This is a genomic window from Flavobacterium sp. Flavsp81, assembly GCF_059491325.1.
This window is the reverse complement of record NZ_CP168505.1, coordinates 1,940,162-1,955,488: the sequence shown is the minus strand read 5'-3', so window position 1 is coordinate 1,955,488 and position 15,327 is coordinate 1,940,162. Positions and strand designations below refer to the sequence as shown.

18 protein-coding genes and 1 pseudogene are annotated in these 15,327 nt (G+C 32.9%); 2 read left to right on the top strand and 17 right to left on the bottom strand.

Annotated features, from left to right (window positions below):
• Positions 1–66 precede the first annotated feature (66 nt).
• Positions 67–1,494, bottom strand: coding sequence for an L-serine ammonia-lyase (locus tag ACEN92_RS07890; protein WP_495641827.1), 1,428 nt, complete (start codon positions 1,492–1,494; stop codon positions 67–69).
• A gap of 321 nt (positions 1,495–1,815) precedes the next feature.
• Between ACEN92_RS07890 and ACEN92_RS07885 the strand changes: the two genes are divergently transcribed.
• Together ACEN92_RS07885 and ACEN92_RS07880 are read left to right on the top strand one after the other, a co-directional pair.
• Positions 1,816–3,966: a cation:proton antiporter gene (locus ACEN92_RS07885; RefSeq protein ID WP_495641826.1), complete on the top strand. Its 2,151-nt coding sequence runs from the start codon at positions 1,816–1,818 to the stop codon at positions 3,964–3,966.
• A gap of 14 nt (positions 3,967–3,980) precedes the next feature.
• Complete coding sequence (locus ACEN92_RS07880; protein ID WP_495641825.1) at positions 3,981–4,412, top strand: SMI1/KNR4 family protein; 432 nt, start codon at positions 3,981–3,983, stop codon at positions 4,410–4,412.
• A 25-nt stretch (positions 4,413–4,437) separates the two neighbouring features.
• Here the strand turns inward: ACEN92_RS07880 and ACEN92_RS07875 are convergent, their stop codons facing one another.
• From ACEN92_RS07875 to ACEN92_RS07800, 16 genes and pseudogenes are all read right to left on the bottom strand, one after another.
• On the bottom strand, positions 4,438–5,127 hold the full coding sequence (locus ACEN92_RS07875; RefSeq protein WP_495641824.1) for a 2'-5' RNA ligase family protein: 690 nt from the start codon (positions 5,125–5,127) through the stop codon (positions 4,438–4,440).
• Between the two features lie 144 nt (positions 5,128–5,271).
• Positions 5,272–5,646, bottom strand: coding sequence for an iron chaperone (locus ACEN92_RS07870; RefSeq protein WP_495641823.1), 375 nt, complete (start codon positions 5,644–5,646; stop codon positions 5,272–5,274).
• A gap of 15 nt (positions 5,647–5,661) precedes the next feature.
• Entirely contained in the window at positions 5,662–6,129 is a 468-nt protein-coding gene (locus ACEN92_RS07865) for an SRPBCC family protein (RefSeq protein ID WP_495641822.1), read from the bottom strand.
• Between the two features lie 17 nt (positions 6,130–6,146).
• Entirely contained in the window at positions 6,147–6,836 is a 690-nt protein-coding gene (locus ACEN92_RS07860) for a DUF2490 domain-containing protein (protein ID WP_495641821.1), read from the bottom strand.
• A 105-nt stretch (positions 6,837–6,941) separates the two neighbouring features.
• Positions 6,942–7,523: an LOG family protein gene (locus tag ACEN92_RS07855; RefSeq protein WP_495641820.1), complete on the bottom strand. Its 582-nt coding sequence runs from the start codon at positions 7,521–7,523 to the stop codon at positions 6,942–6,944.
• A gap of 11 nt (positions 7,524–7,534) precedes the next feature.
• Complete coding sequence (locus ACEN92_RS07850; protein ID WP_495641819.1) at positions 7,535–8,056, bottom strand: GNAT family N-acetyltransferase; 522 nt, start codon at positions 8,054–8,056, stop codon at positions 7,535–7,537.
• Positions 8,057–8,186: 130 nt separating this feature from the next.
• Positions 8,187–9,311 (bottom strand): lactonase family protein, encoded by a 1,125-nt coding sequence (locus ACEN92_RS07845; RefSeq protein WP_495641818.1) that lies wholly within the window; start codon positions 9,309–9,311, stop codon positions 8,187–8,189.
• A gap of 17 nt (positions 9,312–9,328) precedes the next feature.
• A complete protein-coding gene (locus ACEN92_RS07840; RefSeq protein ID WP_495641817.1) occupies positions 9,329–10,426 on the bottom strand; it encodes an MBL fold metallo-hydrolase in 1,098 nt (365 codons plus the stop codon).
• A gap of 4 nt (positions 10,427–10,430) precedes the next feature.
• Entirely contained in the window at positions 10,431–10,853 is a 423-nt protein-coding gene (locus tag ACEN92_RS07835; RefSeq protein ID WP_495641816.1) for a DUF1801 domain-containing protein, read from the bottom strand.
• A 6-nt stretch (positions 10,854–10,859) separates the two neighbouring features.
• Positions 10,860–11,906 (bottom strand): serine hydrolase domain-containing protein, encoded by a 1,047-nt coding sequence (locus ACEN92_RS07830; protein ID WP_495641815.1) that lies wholly within the window; start codon positions 11,904–11,906, stop codon positions 10,860–10,862.
• Positions 11,907–11,918: 12 nt separating this feature from the next.
• On the bottom strand, positions 11,919–12,284 hold the full coding sequence (locus tag ACEN92_RS07825) for a nuclear transport factor 2 family protein (protein WP_495641814.1): 366 nt from the start codon (positions 12,282–12,284) through the stop codon (positions 11,919–11,921).
• Positions 12,285–12,422: 138 nt separating this feature from the next.
• Complete coding sequence (locus tag ACEN92_RS07820; protein WP_495641813.1) at positions 12,423–12,881, bottom strand: MarR family winged helix-turn-helix transcriptional regulator; 459 nt, start codon at positions 12,879–12,881, stop codon at positions 12,423–12,425.
• Complete coding sequence (locus ACEN92_RS07815; protein WP_495641812.1) at positions 12,878–13,297, bottom strand: SRPBCC family protein; 420 nt, start codon at positions 13,295–13,297, stop codon at positions 12,878–12,880. The genes ACEN92_RS07820 and ACEN92_RS07815 overlap by 4 nt, the downstream gene beginning before the upstream one ends.
• Before the next feature lie 177 nt (positions 13,298–13,474).
• Complete coding sequence (locus tag ACEN92_RS07810) at positions 13,475–14,455, bottom strand: BtrH N-terminal domain-containing protein (protein WP_495641811.1); 981 nt, start codon at positions 14,453–14,455, stop codon at positions 13,475–13,477.
• A 35-nt stretch (positions 14,456–14,490) separates the two neighbouring features.
• Positions 14,491–14,856, bottom strand: a pseudogene (locus ACEN92_RS07805) (bleomycin resistance protein); the annotation flags it as partial.
• 40 nt (positions 14,857–14,896) lie between these two features.
• Positions 14,897–15,319, bottom strand: a complete 423-nt coding sequence (locus ACEN92_RS07800; RefSeq protein WP_495641810.1) for a (R)-mandelonitrile lyase — start codon at positions 15,317–15,319, stop codon at positions 14,897–14,899.
• Positions 15,320–15,327: the final 8 nt, after the last annotated feature.

Sequence of the window (15,327 nt, the reverse complement as noted above, 5' to 3'; positions counted from 1 at the left end):
GAATAGTTTTTTAAAAGCTGATTTAAACTTTTTAAAAACTTTTTTGCAAAATTAAGCATTATTATGCTAACAATCCGCCATATTTACAGCAATTGCTAAACCACCTTCAGAGGTTTCTTTATATTTGGAATTCATATCTTTTGCGGTTTGCCACATGGTATTAATTACTTTATCCAATGGCACTTTTGCATTTTTAGAATCTGTTTCCAATGCTAATTCGGCAGCATTTATTGCTTTTATGGCTCCCATCGTATTTCTTTCGATACAGGGAATCTGAACCAAGCCGCCAATCGGGTCACAAGTTAGGCCCAAATGATGTTCCATAGCAATTTCGGCAGCCATTAAAACCTGTGCAGGAGTTCCGCCCATTAATTCGCAAAGAGCTGCGGCAGCCATTGATGAAGAGACACCAATCTCGGCCTGACAGCCACCCATTGCTGCAGAAATAGTAGACCCTTTTTTGAAAATACTTCCAATTTCACCGGCAACCATTAAAAATTGTTTGATTTCTTTTTCGCCCGCGTTATGATTTTCAATTACCAGATAATACATCAATACTGCAGGAATTACACCGGCACTTCCGTTTGTAGGAGCAGTAACGACACGTCCTAAAGATGCGTTTACTTCATTTACGGCAAGTGCAAAACAGCTTACCCATTTTAAGATTTGGCGAAATTTCACCTCTGTTTTTCTAATTTCTTCCAGCCAGGATTGCGGATCGGAATAATTTGATAAACCAATTAAATTCTGATGCATATCAAAAGCCCTTCTGCGTACATTTAATCCGCCGGGAAGGATTCCTTCAGAGTGACAGCCGATGTACATGCATTCAAGCATTGTATGCCAGATACGCATTAATTCCGAATGAATTTCGGCTTCAGTCCGCATTGATTTTTCGTTTTCATAAACAATTTCCGAAATTAATTTATTTTCTGAAATGGTATAATTTAATAATTCAACAGCGTTTTGGATAGGAAACGGAAAGGCACATTTTATTTCCTCTTTTATTTTTGCATTGGTACGCTCTTCTTTAACCACGAAACCACCTCCGATAGAATAAAAAGTAGATTCATATTCAGTATTATCTGCTTTATAGGCAGTAAATTTTAATCCATTTGCATGAAAAGGAAGGAAATTTTTATTGAAAACAATGTCCTGAAGAAAATAGAAGGGCACCGAAATTTGTTTTCCCAAAATAATTTCATTTGAAGTTTCAATGGTCTTAATGATTCCGGCAATGTTTTCTACCGGAATATATTCAGGATCCTGACCACTTAAGCCTAACATAATTGCAAGATCGGTTGCGTGGCCTTTTCCGGTTAATGAAAGTGAACCGTATAAATCGACTTTTACCCGAATTACCTGTTCTAAAATTGATTTGTTTCTTAGCTCTTCTAAAAAACGTTCGGCTGCACGCCACGGTCCAAGTGTGTGTGAACTTGATGGACCAACACCAATTTTAAGCATATCAAAAACCGATATACATTCTTCCATTTTTTTAATAATTTAGTAGTACAAAGATAATTGAATATGCAATGAATTTAAAAAATTAATTGTTAAGATTGCGTTTTTGTTAAAAAAGATATTAAATTTTAATAATTAAGCAATGAAATAAATTTTATTGCTTAATATAGACGTTTCGTAAAAAGTTCGTAGTTTTTTTAGGTATTTTTGTAAAGAGGCAAAATATTTGAAGAAATCGATTTTTAAGGGCTTAAAAACAAAAACTCAATGTGATTTTTAATACTGAGAGTCTTTAATTTAGAAACTTTTCTTTTCGAAAATTAGAATGCTGCTAAGATTTAAAATTACACTATGATTGAATTTTTTAAAGACTTATTTCACGAGTTTGAATTACCCTTGCATAATCCGGTATTGATTTTCTCTTTGATACTTTTTATTATTTTACTGTCTCCAATCTTACTTAAAAAAATAAATATTCCGGGTATTATCGGTTTGATAATTTCGGGTGTTGTAATTGGCCCTCATGGACTGAATATATTAGAAAAAAATTCAGCGGTAGATTTATTCTCCACTATTGGTCTTCTTTATATTATGTTTATTGCTGGTTTAGAACTCGACATGAATGAATTTAAGGCGAACAGGAATAAAAGCTTATTATTTGGATTTTTTACCTTTATTTTTCCGCTTTCAATTGGTTTTCCGGTTTGTTATTATTTATTGCAGTATGACTTTAGTGCCAGCTTTTTAACTGCAAGTATGTTTGCTACACATACCTTGGTGGCTTATCCGATTGTCAGTAAACTTGGAATCGCAAAACATCAGGCCGTTGCCATAACTGTCGGAGGAACAATCCTGACTGATACAGCTGTCCTGATTATTTTGGCTATTATAATGGGAAGCAGCCAAGGGAATTTAAACCAGGCATTTTGGATTAAATTAGGAGTTTCTCTGGCTATTTTTTCAGCAATTATGTTTTTGTTAATTCCAAGGATTGCCAAATGGTTCTTTAAAAAATTAGAAAGCGAAAAACATGCTCATTATATTTTTGTTTTATCCGTAGTGTTTTTTGCTGCTTTTTTAGCTCAAGTAGCAGGAGTAGAGCCTATTATTGGAGCTTTCGTTGCCGGTTTGGCATTGAATCCATTAATTCCGCATTCTTCGGCATTAATGAACAGGATTGAGTTTATTGGTAACTCGTTATTTATTCCTTTCTTTTTAATCTCTGTTGGTATGCTGGTAGATGTCAGTGTGATCTTAAGCGGTCCGACTGCCTTAATTGTGGCTGGAACACTAAGTGTTGTCGCTATTTTTGGAAAATGGATTGCGGCTTTTTTTACTCAGATTGCCTTTAAATATACCAAAACAGAAAGACAGCTTATTTTCGGATTAAGCAGTGCGCACGCTGCAGCAACCCTGGCAGTAATTTTGGTTGGATTTAAAGCTAAAATTTTAGATGAAAATATCTTAAACGGAACCATTATCCTAATATTAATAACCTGTATTGTAGCTTCTTTTGCAACGGAAAAAGCAGCGAAGAAAATTGCTATTTGCGAAGAAGAAATTTTATCAAATGACGATAACAAAGATCTGATCCCGGACGAGCATATTTTAATTCCGTTAGCAAAGACATCTTCGACAGAAAGTTTACTGGATTTTGCATTGTTAATTAAAGATAAGAAATCTTCAAATCCGATAACCTTATTAACGGTCGTTCCTAATAATGATGAAGCCGAAATTAATATTCGAAGATATCGTAAAACATTAGACAAATTTATAATTCAGGCTTCGGCAACAGAGGTAAAAATTAATACAATTGCCAGAATTGACCATAATCCGGCGAGCGGAATAGCCAGAACCTCAAAAGAAATTATGTCTGATATGGTCATTATCGGATGGCCGCGTAAAACTGGTTTCTTAGATAAGATTTTTGGTGAAAACGTAGATTCAATTATTAATAATGTTGATAAGAATTTATTTATCTGCCGATTTGTAAAACCTTTTATTGAGCAAAAAAGATTGATTTTTATATGTCCTCCTTTTTCAGAAAGAGGCCTTGGCTTTAAATTTCTGATACAGAAAATTAGCAGGATATCACAAGAATTAAGTATTCCGATTGTGATTTATTCTGAATATAAAACGCATCAGTCAATTGTACAGATTGTAAATCAGCTTAAGTTAAACACAAAATTAAGCTTTAAGGGAATTTTAGACTGGGATGATTTTGAGGCAATTTCTGATGAAATTCGACTTACTACTGATTTGATTGTTTTTAATTTATCACGTAAAGGATCGGTTTCGTATAAATCCATATTTGATAAATTACCTCAAAAATTTGAGAAATCATTTAGTGATAACAATCTGATTTTAGTCTATCCGCAGGAAGACAGAAAGGAAACTTCTATGGATGCCTATGAAGATTTTTCATCTACACCGTTAGCGAAAGGTATTAAGGCAATCGAACAGATTAGTAAAGGGCTGGGGAATATTTTGAAGAAAGGGTAGAAAGGTTTTTAATTATGAACGAACATTTGCAATTAATTTTTGACAAATATGATTTTCCTAAAAATAATCAAAACTCTACTATGGTTACAGTTGAGGTATTGGAGAGATATTCAAATTTAAAGCTTCCTGATGATTATGTTTTTTATTTAAAAAATTATTCCGGAATTGATCAATTTATTGGTGTTGAGTTTATAAAACTTTGGAGTTTAGAAGAAATTATTGAAGCTAATAAAAGTTATAATATTTTTAAGGAATTACCAAGAACAATTGGAATTGGTACAAATGGAAGTGGAGAGTTTATTGGAATTGAGTTTGATTCACATAATAATGTAAAAATAATTCTTTCTCCTTTTGTTGATTTAAATGCTAAATATCATACTCAGATTGGAATATCATTTACAGATTTCCTTGTTCGACTTGATAAAGGAATCGAATGGTTTTTATAAAATTCAATCACTTTTTGAAATATAACTAAAAATATTTCAGATAAAGATCACACAAATTTTTAGTGTTTTTTTTACGTTGGTACCAATCGTTAAATACTAATTCAATTTTATCAACAGTAAATGTTCCAAAATTATGATTGCGGAATTTTTCAATAACCTGGATTAATTTCTCGGGATTCTCTAATTTTTGTTTGAAACGCATTACTGTCATGTGAGCTGCAGCAATACTGTATCGGCTATCAATACTTTGTTCTAAAGTGGTATTTTTGAAGTTTTCACGTAATTTATTACGCAAAGTATCCAAAGCATCATCAACAGGAAACCCCTGCAGTATTACAGCGGAGGGTGATGCGTTCACACCCTGAAAATCAATTTGAATTTTATTTACATCAACTAAACTTTTTTCAACAATTTCGATATAATCAGAGGAAGAAATTTTATCTAAAGTAAAACCTTCATAGCACGAAATAATTGACATAACGGTAATATGAATATCAGAAGCCGGATAGTAATACTGATCGGGTTCCACTTTTTTTAATTCATCAAGGAACAGCTGAATTTTGGCTTTTATTTCCTCACTTGGCCGGATAAGTAAAGTAATTCCAAATCGTTTATCTGAAGGATCGTTAATTTTAGTATCTAAAGTATAATCCTCGGACAAAATAGCCTTAGAAGATTTTTCAAAAAGTTCATTATAATGTTCAGACAGGTTCATATTTGATTATTTATTTCTACCCGTTGTGTGTAATTCAAAACTTGGTGCCAGGCTGAACGGAGTCGAAGCCCTATCGAAGTAAAAAGCCTTCGATTAAGTTTGCTTTTATATCAAATAAAAGTTTCAATCAATTACACCGCGGGTTTATTTTTTATTTTTTTCTATATTTTCTTTAACTCTAAACCTGACAATTCTGGAAATTAAATCCAAAGGCATTGGTTCATTTAATGGAAACTGAACCGAGCCTTTTCCTGATTTATACTTTGACAGTTCTTCCCGAAAAGCTTCATGACCACTTGGCAAAGCATATAACCCGATATGTTTTTTAAAAGCAGCAAAATACACAACAATCCCGTTTTGGTCAAAGGCAGGCATTGAATAGCTTATTTTTTCTTTGGCTTCAGGAGCTGCTTTTTGAATGGTCATACGGATTTCTTCTAAAATTTCCTGTACCTCAGCAGGAAATCCGCCAATATATTCATCAATAGTTGCAGGTTTTTTGATTGGAATAGCTGACATAATAATCTTTTAAAGTTAACTTAATCCCTTTGGAAATCTGTCTAAAATTAAATTCAGCTGGATTTGATGTTCGAGATAGGCTTTGGCCCCGGCCAAAACCAATGTAAAGCCTTCGGTTGAATTTCTTACTGCAGTAATTATTTCATCAATTTCTCCCTGAAAATTAGAATTGGTAATACTTACAAAAGTTTCTTTTCCGTTTAAGGAAGTAAAAATCCATTCGACAATTGTTTCTTCGCCTTTATTTCCCCATTCAATGATGATTCGTTTATTTTTTTCAATAATTTTTATCAAAACAGTTAACGAAAAACCATACATTTCCCAAGCCCATACAACCGATTTTCCTTGCTCTAATTTTTCTGAACCCTTTGTAAACCAGAATTTTCGGGTTACTTCGGGATCGATAAATGCCTGAAAGACTTCTGAGACAGGTTTTCTAATCAGCATTTCGGCTTTTGCAAAATTGTTATTTACTATTGCCATGTTTTTTAGTTTTAAAATTATTTACTACTAAAAGGGATGTTGTTATAAATTACGATTTGAAATTGATTTCGACCTGTTTTTTCCTGAATTTGTCTCATAAAACCAGCTTCAACTCTAAAGTTCTTATTAATTACATAACCCACTGCACCATATAGGCGGTCTCTGTCAAAAACAGGTGATTCTGCATTCAGGAAAATTTCATTATATGCTGAAATATAAAAAGCTTTATCTTCCATTTTTGGTTTATTCAACGGAACATTCAAAGCCAGAAAATATCTGAAACGCATTTGAAAATCGTCCTTTAAGAACCGTTCTTCAACACGGTAACGATGCTGCAAATAAATCCTGCCAAAGTTTTGTCGCGTTATAAATTGCTGATAAATCCTGTTTTCATTAGTATCTGTTTTCTCATCCGTATCTCCAATATAATTTTGTGAATTTATATAAGCATAACCCAGTAAAATATTATTGTTGTTTTCGGTCAGATTATATCCGATACCCGTTCTTAATAATAATTGTTGTGTGTCCCCTGCAAAATTGTAATTTCGATATTGTATTTCGTTATGCCAATTCCATTTTTTATTTATAGCCTGATTTCCAAAATAAATAAACCAGTTTCCAGTATCAGTCTTTTGAGCGTAAGTAATGTTTAAATTTAAAAATAAGATAAATGCGGGTAAAAAATAATAGGCTTTTAAATATTTCATTTTAGGATTAAATAAATAATTTGAGATTTTTTTTTGGAGTTCCAAGATAAGAAAGTTATTTCAGAAATTGTGTTAAAAATAGAAATTCAGATTATACCGGAAATTTTAAATTTGTTTTTTATCAATCCATTTTCCAGTAGTTGGAGGGGTATAATTTTTCATTTTCTCCAATAAATCTTCAATGTTATCACTTACTAACAGCATTTTTTGATTTTCTTCTTTCAGTAAACCTTTATCTGTCATAGTTTGTATCAATTCTAATAAAGAATTATAAAAACCATTTATATTTAAAATTGCAATTGGTTTTTTATGCAAGCCCAATTGTGCCCATGTAATCATTTCAAAAAGTTCTTCGAGAGTTCCAAAACCACCCGGAAGTGCAATAACACCATCACATAAATCGCTCATTTTTGTTTTTCTTTCATGCATGCTTTCAACCAGGATTAATTCGGTTAAACCTGTATGGGCAATTTCTTTTGAACGCAGGAAGTCAGGAAGTACGCCAATTACTTTTCCACCTTCATTTAAAACACCATCCGCAACTGCACCCATCAAACCTACATTCGCACCACCGTAAACCAATTCTATGTTTTGTTTGGCTAATGTTTGCCCCAGTAAAGCAGCCTGTTCTTTGTAAATTTCGTCAGTTCCAAAACTCGACGCGCAGAAAACGGTAATTCTTTTCATTATGTATTATTTTATTTTTTTAATTCATATTCGAAATGAAGTAAGTCAACTCCGTTATGAAGAAAATTCATTTCAGTTGTTTTTGTGGCACCCAGTTTTAGAACTGCTTTTTGTGAACGGATATTTTCTGCCCCAATATGGAAAAATATAGAATTGACATTTTGAAATGCATAATCGATCAATAATTTTTTAGTTGATTTATTGTAAGGCCCACCCCAAAATTTTCTTCCGATAAAAGTATATCCAATGGCTATACTTGACTTCTCAGGATTGTATTCATAATATCGTGAGGTACCCATAATTTCATTGGTTTTTTTATCTAAAATTAAAAACGCACCTTTTGAGTTTATCGCAGCATGAAAAAAGGGTTTGAAAACTTCTTTTTTATATCTGTCTTTTATAGGGTGCTGTTCCCAAATCAAAGGGTCTGATGCTACTTTGTAAAGTGCTTCAAAATGATTTTCCTGCAGCGGAATTAATTTTGTTACATCGTCTTCTAAAATTTCAGGCTGAAGATTGAAATTTGGGTCCATTTTTCAAGAATTTTATTATTGATAATTATCTTTAATTTTCAGGAATCATTGTCGTCCTGAGCGGAGTCGAAGGCTTAGGATTCAAAAGGGCTTCCGCTCAGCCTGACACCTATTTTAGATGGATTATTGATTATATTTTTTTAATCTGAACGCAGGAAACGTTTGCCATTTTTACTTCGCTTCCTGCTTTTTTAAGCAATCCCGTTTTTGGATTTCTTTTAAAAACAACTACATTTCCTGATTCCACATTTGTGACAATCAGGAATTTTCCGGTTTCATCAATGGCAAAAACTCTCGAATGCTTGCCTAAGGTTGATTGATAACCGATGTTTGTTAAAAATCCATTTTCGGCAATAGAAAAAATAGCAATATTGTTCTCTTTTCCTCTGTTTGCGGCGTATAAAAATTTTCCGTCAGGCGAAATATGAATGTCAGAACTTTCAAAACCTTCTGTAATACTATCAGGATGTGCATTGACGCGCTGGATTTTATTTAAAGTTCCATTTTCATAGTGATAGACACTTACGGTTCCCGACATTTCTTCAATACAATAACCAAATTTTTGATTTGGATGAAAAGTAAAATGTCTTGGTCCGCTTTCTGAATCTGTTTTTGTAAACGGAATTTTAGCTTCGATTAAAGGTTTCTTTTGCGTTTCGTCAAATTGATAACATCTTATTTTATCAGCTCCTAAATCCGGTAAAAACAAATAATCAAACTGAGGTGAAAAAATAGCAGAATGAACATGAGAGCGGGTTTGTCTTTTTTTATTGACGCTTCCATCCATATATTGAAAATTCTGTGCAATCGAATCGATTTTTCCATCTTCCAATAAAGGATGAACAGAAACACTTCCTTCAGTATAATTAGCATTTACAAGCCATTTCCCGCTTTTGTGTACGGAAAGATAAACCGGGTTTTCGCCCCCACTTGACTGTTTGTTTAAAAAAATAAGGTATTTGTTCTTCGGATTAAATTCAAAACTGCTCACACTTCCTGCATTTGGAGTTTTGCTTTCTGTGCAGGCATAAATATATTTTCCGTTTGGGGATACGGTCAAAAATGACGGATTTATCAGGCTTCTGGCTGAAGTTATTTTGGTCAGTTTCCCGTTTAAGGTATCTAATTGATATACCAAAATAGATTCTGCAGTTTTATCCTGATTGTATGATCCCAGAAAAACATACGTATTCTGAGAAAATACAGAGTACGAAATCAGTAATGTAATTAATAATAGATTGATTTTTAGTTTCAAGTTGCAGGTTTTAATTGTTATTTTATTTTTTTCCACCATTGTTGAAATTCCTGTTTTTCATTTTTCAATTTGACCAATTCACCAATCATCGGGGTGACTAATGGAATCGGGTTTTCTAAAGCTGAATTCAACTCAGTTACTCTTTTCAAAGGTTCGTCCCAGGCATGATTTGCCAAAGGAAATTTTGAAGAATGTACAGGGAATAATTTTTTGGCTTTTAAATCTTTTGCGGCTTGTATAACATCTTCCGGCAAATTATGGATGTATTTCCATTTGATATCATACTGGCCATTATCGATTAAAGCAATATCAAAAGGGCCAAATTTATCGCCAATTTCAGCAAAATGAGTATCGTAACCGCTGTCACCGCCCAAATACATTTTAAAATCTTTTGTCTCTAAAATATAAGATAACCAGAGTGTATTGCAGCGTTTGAATCCACGTCCGGAGAAGTGTCGTGTCGGAGCCGTATAAAGTGTGATATTCGGGTCAAGTTCTATTTTTTCGTGCCAGTCTTTTTCTATGATTTGTTGAATTGGAAATCCCCAGGATTCAAAATGAGAACCAACGCCCAGGCCACAGACAATTTGTTTGGTTTTTGGCTTTAATTTTATGATGGTTTTGTAATCTAAATGATCATAATGATCGTGTGTGATCAATAAATAATCAATTTCAGGAAGATCATCAACAGTATAAATATCAGAACCTTTAAACGATTTTGTAGTGCCGGCAATAGGGGAGGCGTTACCGCTAAAAACAGGATCAACCAAAATTCGTTTTCCTTCAATTTGAATAAAATAGGATGAATGTCCAAACCAGACTAAAATATCCTGATTTATTGACAGGTTTAGTAAATCTGTTTTTACTGACGGAATTTGGTCAGCAGGAAGTCTTCGTTCTGCTTTTTTAAAAAGGAACTCATACAATACGCCAAGCATTGTGTAACCTTCTGTCAAGTCAGGAGTAAAGTGTACATTTTCAAATTTGCCGTTTTTATAATTAGGAGATTTTTGAATTAGTGCAAGTCTTTCGCCTGCTGGCGCCTTTCCAAATCGTGCATCTTGCAGAAAAAGAGTAAACGCTAAAAAAATAAGTATTATAAAAGTTATGATCATGTTTTTATTTGGATGGATATAGTTTTTTTAAATTTTCGACTGAATATGAAATCATCTTTTTAAGGATTTGAACATCAATATCAGCTATTTTTTTGATGTAAATACAGCCTTTTCCGGCTTTATGTTTTCCAAATTTCAGGAGTAATTCTTCTTTGCCTTCAAAAGAAGGATAGAGGTAAAGTGAAATAGCATCCTTTCTTGGCGAAAACCCGACAAGAGGCGCATCGCCTTCATGACCGCTGGCATATTTGTAGTGATAACTCCCGAAACCAACAATACCTGATCCCCACATTTTTGGCTCGTAACCAGTTTGTTCCTGCATTAATTTAACAAGCTCAAATGAGTCATTTCGCTTTGTCAGATCTTCAACGGCATTCATGAAATCGGCAACGTTGCTTTCGGTTTCTGTTGTTTTATTTTTTGCCATTGAATATTATTTTTGATTCAGTAAATAGCTTTCTAAAAGGATATTTTTGATTTTAATTTCAGTACTATACAATAAATCCCGGTCTGCATTCATCTGGTTTTCCAAAATAATCAAGCTGACATCACTCTCAGGAAAATACAAATTTACAGAAGAAAACCCGTCACCTACACCTGTGTGGCCAATATATTTTGGAGTTTCCTGATCTACAATCCGAATCCCGTAACCGTAACCTTCTTTTTCTTTTCCAAAAACATTGTGCTGGGCTTTTATATTGTAATGAATCATCAATTGATACGTTTCCGGCTTCAGGATTTTTCCTTTATGGAGATTATTATTCCAGATGGCTAAATCATTTACGGTCGAAATAATTCCGTCGGCACCTAAACTTTCAGGAGTTATTTGCGATGTTGTGATCTTTTCAAAAACATTTTTATTGTTACTGTATCCTGAAACCAAACATTGTATTTTATCTTTAGAATAGCAGAATGTATTTTTCATGTTTAATTTTTTAAATAAAGTGTTTGCCATTTCGGAATAGCTTTTCTTAGAGGTAAATTCAACGATTTTACCTAATAAATTAAAGCTTAAATTACCGTATTTAAAATCAGTTCCAGGTTTAAAAAGCAATGGTTTTTTCAAATCTTCGATTCCGTGTGTGTGATTTAATAACTGATGAACCGTAACAGTATCTGCCCAGCTTTGCGTTAAATACGGAAGATATCTTTTTATTGGAGCCTGCAAATCGATTCGTCCTTCCTCGTATTCCTTCAAAATCAAAACAGCAGCAATTTGTTTGCTGTTTGACATGATTTCAAATTGACTATTAATTGTTAACGGAATCTTTTTATCAAAATAAGCAAAACCCTGTACTTTAGAATAAACCGTTTTTCCTTTTTCCGAAAGAAGAACAACGCCATTAAATTTGGAGTCTGCAGCTTTAATTAAACTGTCAGTTTTAGGTTTGAAGTTGTCTTTTTTTTGTGAAAACGAATTGCAGTTAGAAAGTAAAAAAATAAAAGAGAATAAAAAGGAGGTTCTTAAGATTGGGGTCATTTTTTATTTTTATTAAAACATTCCATTTTCATTTATCATTTTGGCAGGTACAGGCTGGCCTAAATCCCAAAGTTCAACTATTTTATCAGATTCAAATTTAAGAATATGTACTACGGCAAAACCCAAATCAGTTTTGGTTTGCTGTAAATGAGAATGTACCACAACTAAATTCCCGTCTTCTAAAATATGGTGAATTTTGAAAATTTTATTAGGATTTGTTTTTGCTGATTCTTCCATCGCAAGCATTAATGTCTCGGCATCACCTTTAAAATGTACATTATGATGTTTGAAATCTTTGCTGACATATAGACGAAACGCTTCATGGGCGTGCCCTGTTGCAGCAAGTTTTAAAAATTCACGAGCAATTTCTTTTTTCATAATTTTTATTTTAAAAAGAAAAACTAAGTTATGAAATTAAAGTCTTTTTTTGATGAAATAGTGTCTTGGATTATTGGCTTGTTAAGTATAATATTTTACTATTTATTATGAATTTGTTTAAATCTATATAACGGTTTTTTATTTTTTCTGCTCAAGTAAAGTTAATAATTGTTGATTAAAGAGCTGTGTTTTGTCTCCGAGTGCAGCAAAAAACGTTTTATCAAAAGTTTCAACTGTTTTTACAGCCTCTTTAATGATTTTTTTTCCTTTATCGGTAAGTTCAACAGTTTTAGCTCTTGTGTCTGTTACATGTTCCCTGCGTTGTAAAAGACCTTTAGTCTGCAGAGTTCTCAAAACGGTTGAAGTTGTCATTGGATCAATTTTGGTATGAGATGATAATAAAATTTGTGTGACATCCTGTTTGTGCAAAGTCAGCCAATGAATGCTGGCCATTAAAACAAATTGTGAATGTGTCAGGTCAAAAGGTTCTAATGATTTTTTAATTTCTCTTTGCCAAAGGTTTGTTACTTGCCATAATAAAAAGCCGGAACTGTCTTCGGCTTTTTCTACACTAAATGTATTATCATTTGATTTCATAAGTTTTTGGCTGATTTTATTTGTTGTTGCATATCTGCCGGTAAAGCATCTACAATTTTCTGAGCAACAATTTTACGCCATAAAAAGCCTAAAATTCCTGTTACAGTAATTGTGTTTGTAATTTTAAGTCCTTGTGGCGTTTCTTCAAACGTATGCTCATCATACATTTTAGCTAATGGAAATTTTGTGACGTCGAGAAACATTTTGTTTTCAATTGTTTCAAGTAATTCAACTTTTACATTCGGTCCGCCTTTTGGCCGTAAAGTAAAGAAATTTCCTTTTTCGAATTTTCCTTCCAATTTGGCAAATTCAATTCCTTCATCCCAGGTATGCCAATTATTTACATCAGTAAAAAGTTTCCACATTTGTTCTTTTGTAACATCTTTTGTTACGATTGAGTGAGATTTCGTCCACATGTTTTATTGAATTTAAATTTTTATAAGTGCAAATATAGTAAGTTAACTTATAATAAGTAAATTTATTTAAATTCAATTTGATTTTTTCTTTTAATACTTTTTGAAATTTATTAGAATGTTGATTTTTAATGTTTTACTATTGGATTTTTTACAAGATCTTAATAAAGAATGAATAGACTAAAGTGTGATTAATATTTCCATGGCTTTTTTCTCCTTTTCTGAGATTATTTTTAAAATTTCAGATGCTTGCAGAATATATTGAAAGTCTTTCGTCCCGCTTACTTGCTCAAATAATTCTGAAACAGTTTTCCAAAGCTTTGCGATTTCAATAAAAGCTTCGTGCCCTTGTTTTAACTGGTCAAGTTTAAGTAAGCCATAAGATTCTTTTAGAAAATCACGATATAAATTTCTGAATAATGATCCGCCGGTTCCTGCTTTTTCCATAAGCATTGCACTTGTTTCGAATTCGGTTTGAATATCCTTGCTCGTTTTAAACCATTTAATAATTTCAGTACTGGTCTTTAAAATTCCTTTATATCCAATATTTTTTATTGGTGGATTCAGATATTCAGCTGCATTATTTTTAATGGCAGTCACAATTGCTTTTTTCAAATCAGGCTCCTTATTTGTTTTACGGAGCGTGTAATACAGATTCTTTGATGACATAGGCCCTTTTTCAGCTCTGGCCAACGCTAAACTTTTTAAAGAAGTTTTTACTTTTCCGCCTTGTTGTTTTGTATCTGTTAAAAATGCAAACTCAGTATCGTACCCATAAATAGCAGTATAGTGTCCTGCAAAATGAAAAGGTTTTGAAAAATATTCAAGATAAAAACAGTCCAGTTTTAAACCTACAGCCTGGCCATTGTCCAAAAGTTCTTTTACATTGTTCCATGCTTTTTGCTGAGATGCAGTTTCCTTGACAGTCAATTCGAGATTTAAATTTTTTGCAATGTTTTCTGTTAGTGCGTCAGGTTTTATTCGTCCGCCTATGAAAGGAAAATTCATCGTTTTCATATTCCAGAAAATAAAACCAAGACCTTCACCTAAACCAAAAAGCATAGGTTCAGAAAGTTCAATATCGAGTTGTCGCAATAAAGTTCCTGTTGCTGTAGTTTCGCAATGTTGTCCGTCAAATGGTTTGAATTTTTCGATTGTCATTTGTTGAGGGATATTTTTCTGAGTATAATTATTTTCTAAAATATACTTTGGCCGAATGTTATCAAATTATTGTCGGGATCAAGCAATGAAAATTCTTTTTGCCCCCAATGTTTCACTTCGAGATGTCCGGCAGGATGAATATCAATTTTTTTGTCTAATAACCGCTGATATAGTTCGTCGATATTATCAATTCTGATGTAAACCTGCCCATAATTTTCTTTTGGATTAAGCTCTTTAAATTCAAAGAAGTGAATTTGTATTTTGTCTTTTTGAACCATTAAATAAAAATCATAATCAGCATTTCCAAACTCTTGAAAACCTAATTTGTTTAGGTAAAAATCTTTGGTTGCATTTTTATCACGCATTGGTAATTTAGGATGAACAGCTATAAACATAATTTTTTGAAATGTTTGTTGTTAAGTGTCTTGTGATTTTATGAAGTTAATCCTCTGCAATTTTGTTTGCTTCCGCATAATCTTGTTCAGATACAGGCTGAAGCCAGGTTACCTGAACATCATCTTTAAAATTTGTGATTGCAATATGTATCATTTTACTATTTGCAGATGCTCCATGCCAATGCTCAATATTTTCAGGAATATTCACTACATCACCTTTTTTAATTGGCTGTGCGGGTTTGTCTTTTTCCTGATACAATCCGTTGCCTTCTATTACCAGCAAAGCCTGACCTTTGGGATGTGTATGCCAATTGGTTCTTGCACCGGGCTCAAATGTTACAGCACCCGCTGAGAAATCGTGGTTTTTATCTTTTGCTATCAATGGAGATAAAAAGGCATTACCGGTAAACCATTCATTTGGTAAAGGATTTCCTTTTGAAAAAATTGAAGTACTATTTTCTGTTGCCATTGTTATTT

Bases quoted from the DNA above. Each gene is read 5' to 3' on its own strand.
- ACEN92_RS07890 (WP_495641827.1), bottom strand. From the start codon at position 1,494: ATGGAAGAATGTATATCGGTTTTTGATATGCTTAAAATTGGTGTTGGT.
- ACEN92_RS07885 (WP_495641826.1), top strand. From the start codon at position 1,816: ATGATTGAATTTTTTAAAGACTTATTTCACGAGTTTGAATTACCCTTG.
- ACEN92_RS07880 (WP_495641825.1), top strand. From the start codon at position 3,981: ATGAACGAACATTTGCAATTAATTTTTGACAAATATGATTTTCCTAAA.
- ACEN92_RS07875 (WP_495641824.1), bottom strand. From the start codon at position 5,127: ATGAACCTGTCTGAACATTATAATGAACTTTTTGAAAAATCTTCTAAG.
- ACEN92_RS07870 (WP_495641823.1), bottom strand. From the start codon at position 5,646: ATGTCAGCTATTCCAATCAAAAAACCTGCAACTATTGATGAATATATT.
- ACEN92_RS07865 (WP_495641822.1), bottom strand. From the start codon at position 6,129: ATGGCAATAGTAAATAACAATTTTGCAAAAGCCGAAATGCTGATTAGA.
- ACEN92_RS07860 (WP_495641821.1), bottom strand. From the start codon at position 6,836: ATGAAATATTTAAAAGCCTATTATTTTTTACCCGCATTTATCTTATTT.
- ACEN92_RS07855 (WP_495641820.1), bottom strand. From the start codon at position 7,523: ATGAAAAGAATTACCGTTTTCTGCGCGTCGAGTTTTGGAACTGACGAA.
- ACEN92_RS07850 (WP_495641819.1), bottom strand. From the start codon at position 8,056: ATGGACCCAAATTTCAATCTTCAGCCTGAAATTTTAGAAGACGATGTA.
- ACEN92_RS07840 (WP_495641817.1), bottom strand. From the start codon at position 10,426: ATGATCATAACTTTTATAATACTTATTTTTTTAGCGTTTACTCTTTTT.
- ACEN92_RS07835 (WP_495641816.1), bottom strand. From the start codon at position 10,853: ATGGCAAAAAATAAAACAACAGAAACCGAAAGCAACGTTGCCGATTTC.
- ACEN92_RS07830 (WP_495641815.1), bottom strand. From the start codon at position 11,906: ATGACCCCAATCTTAAGAACCTCCTTTTTATTCTCTTTTATTTTTTTA.
- ACEN92_RS07825 (WP_495641814.1), bottom strand. From the start codon at position 12,284: ATGAAAAAAGAAATTGCTCGTGAATTTTTAAAACTTGCTGCAACAGGG.
- ACEN92_RS07820 (WP_495641813.1), bottom strand. From the start codon at position 12,881: ATGAAATCAAATGATAATACATTTAGTGTAGAAAAAGCCGAAGACAGT.
- ACEN92_RS07815 (WP_495641812.1), bottom strand. From the start codon at position 13,297: ATGTGGACGAAATCTCACTCAATCGTAACAAAAGATGTTACAAAAGAA.
- ACEN92_RS07810 (WP_495641811.1), bottom strand. From the start codon at position 14,455: ATGACAATCGAAAAATTCAAACCATTTGACGGACAACATTGCGAAACT.
- ACEN92_RS07800 (WP_495641810.1), bottom strand. From the start codon at position 15,319: ATGGCAACAGAAAATAGTACTTCAATTTTTTCAAAAGGAAATCCTTTA.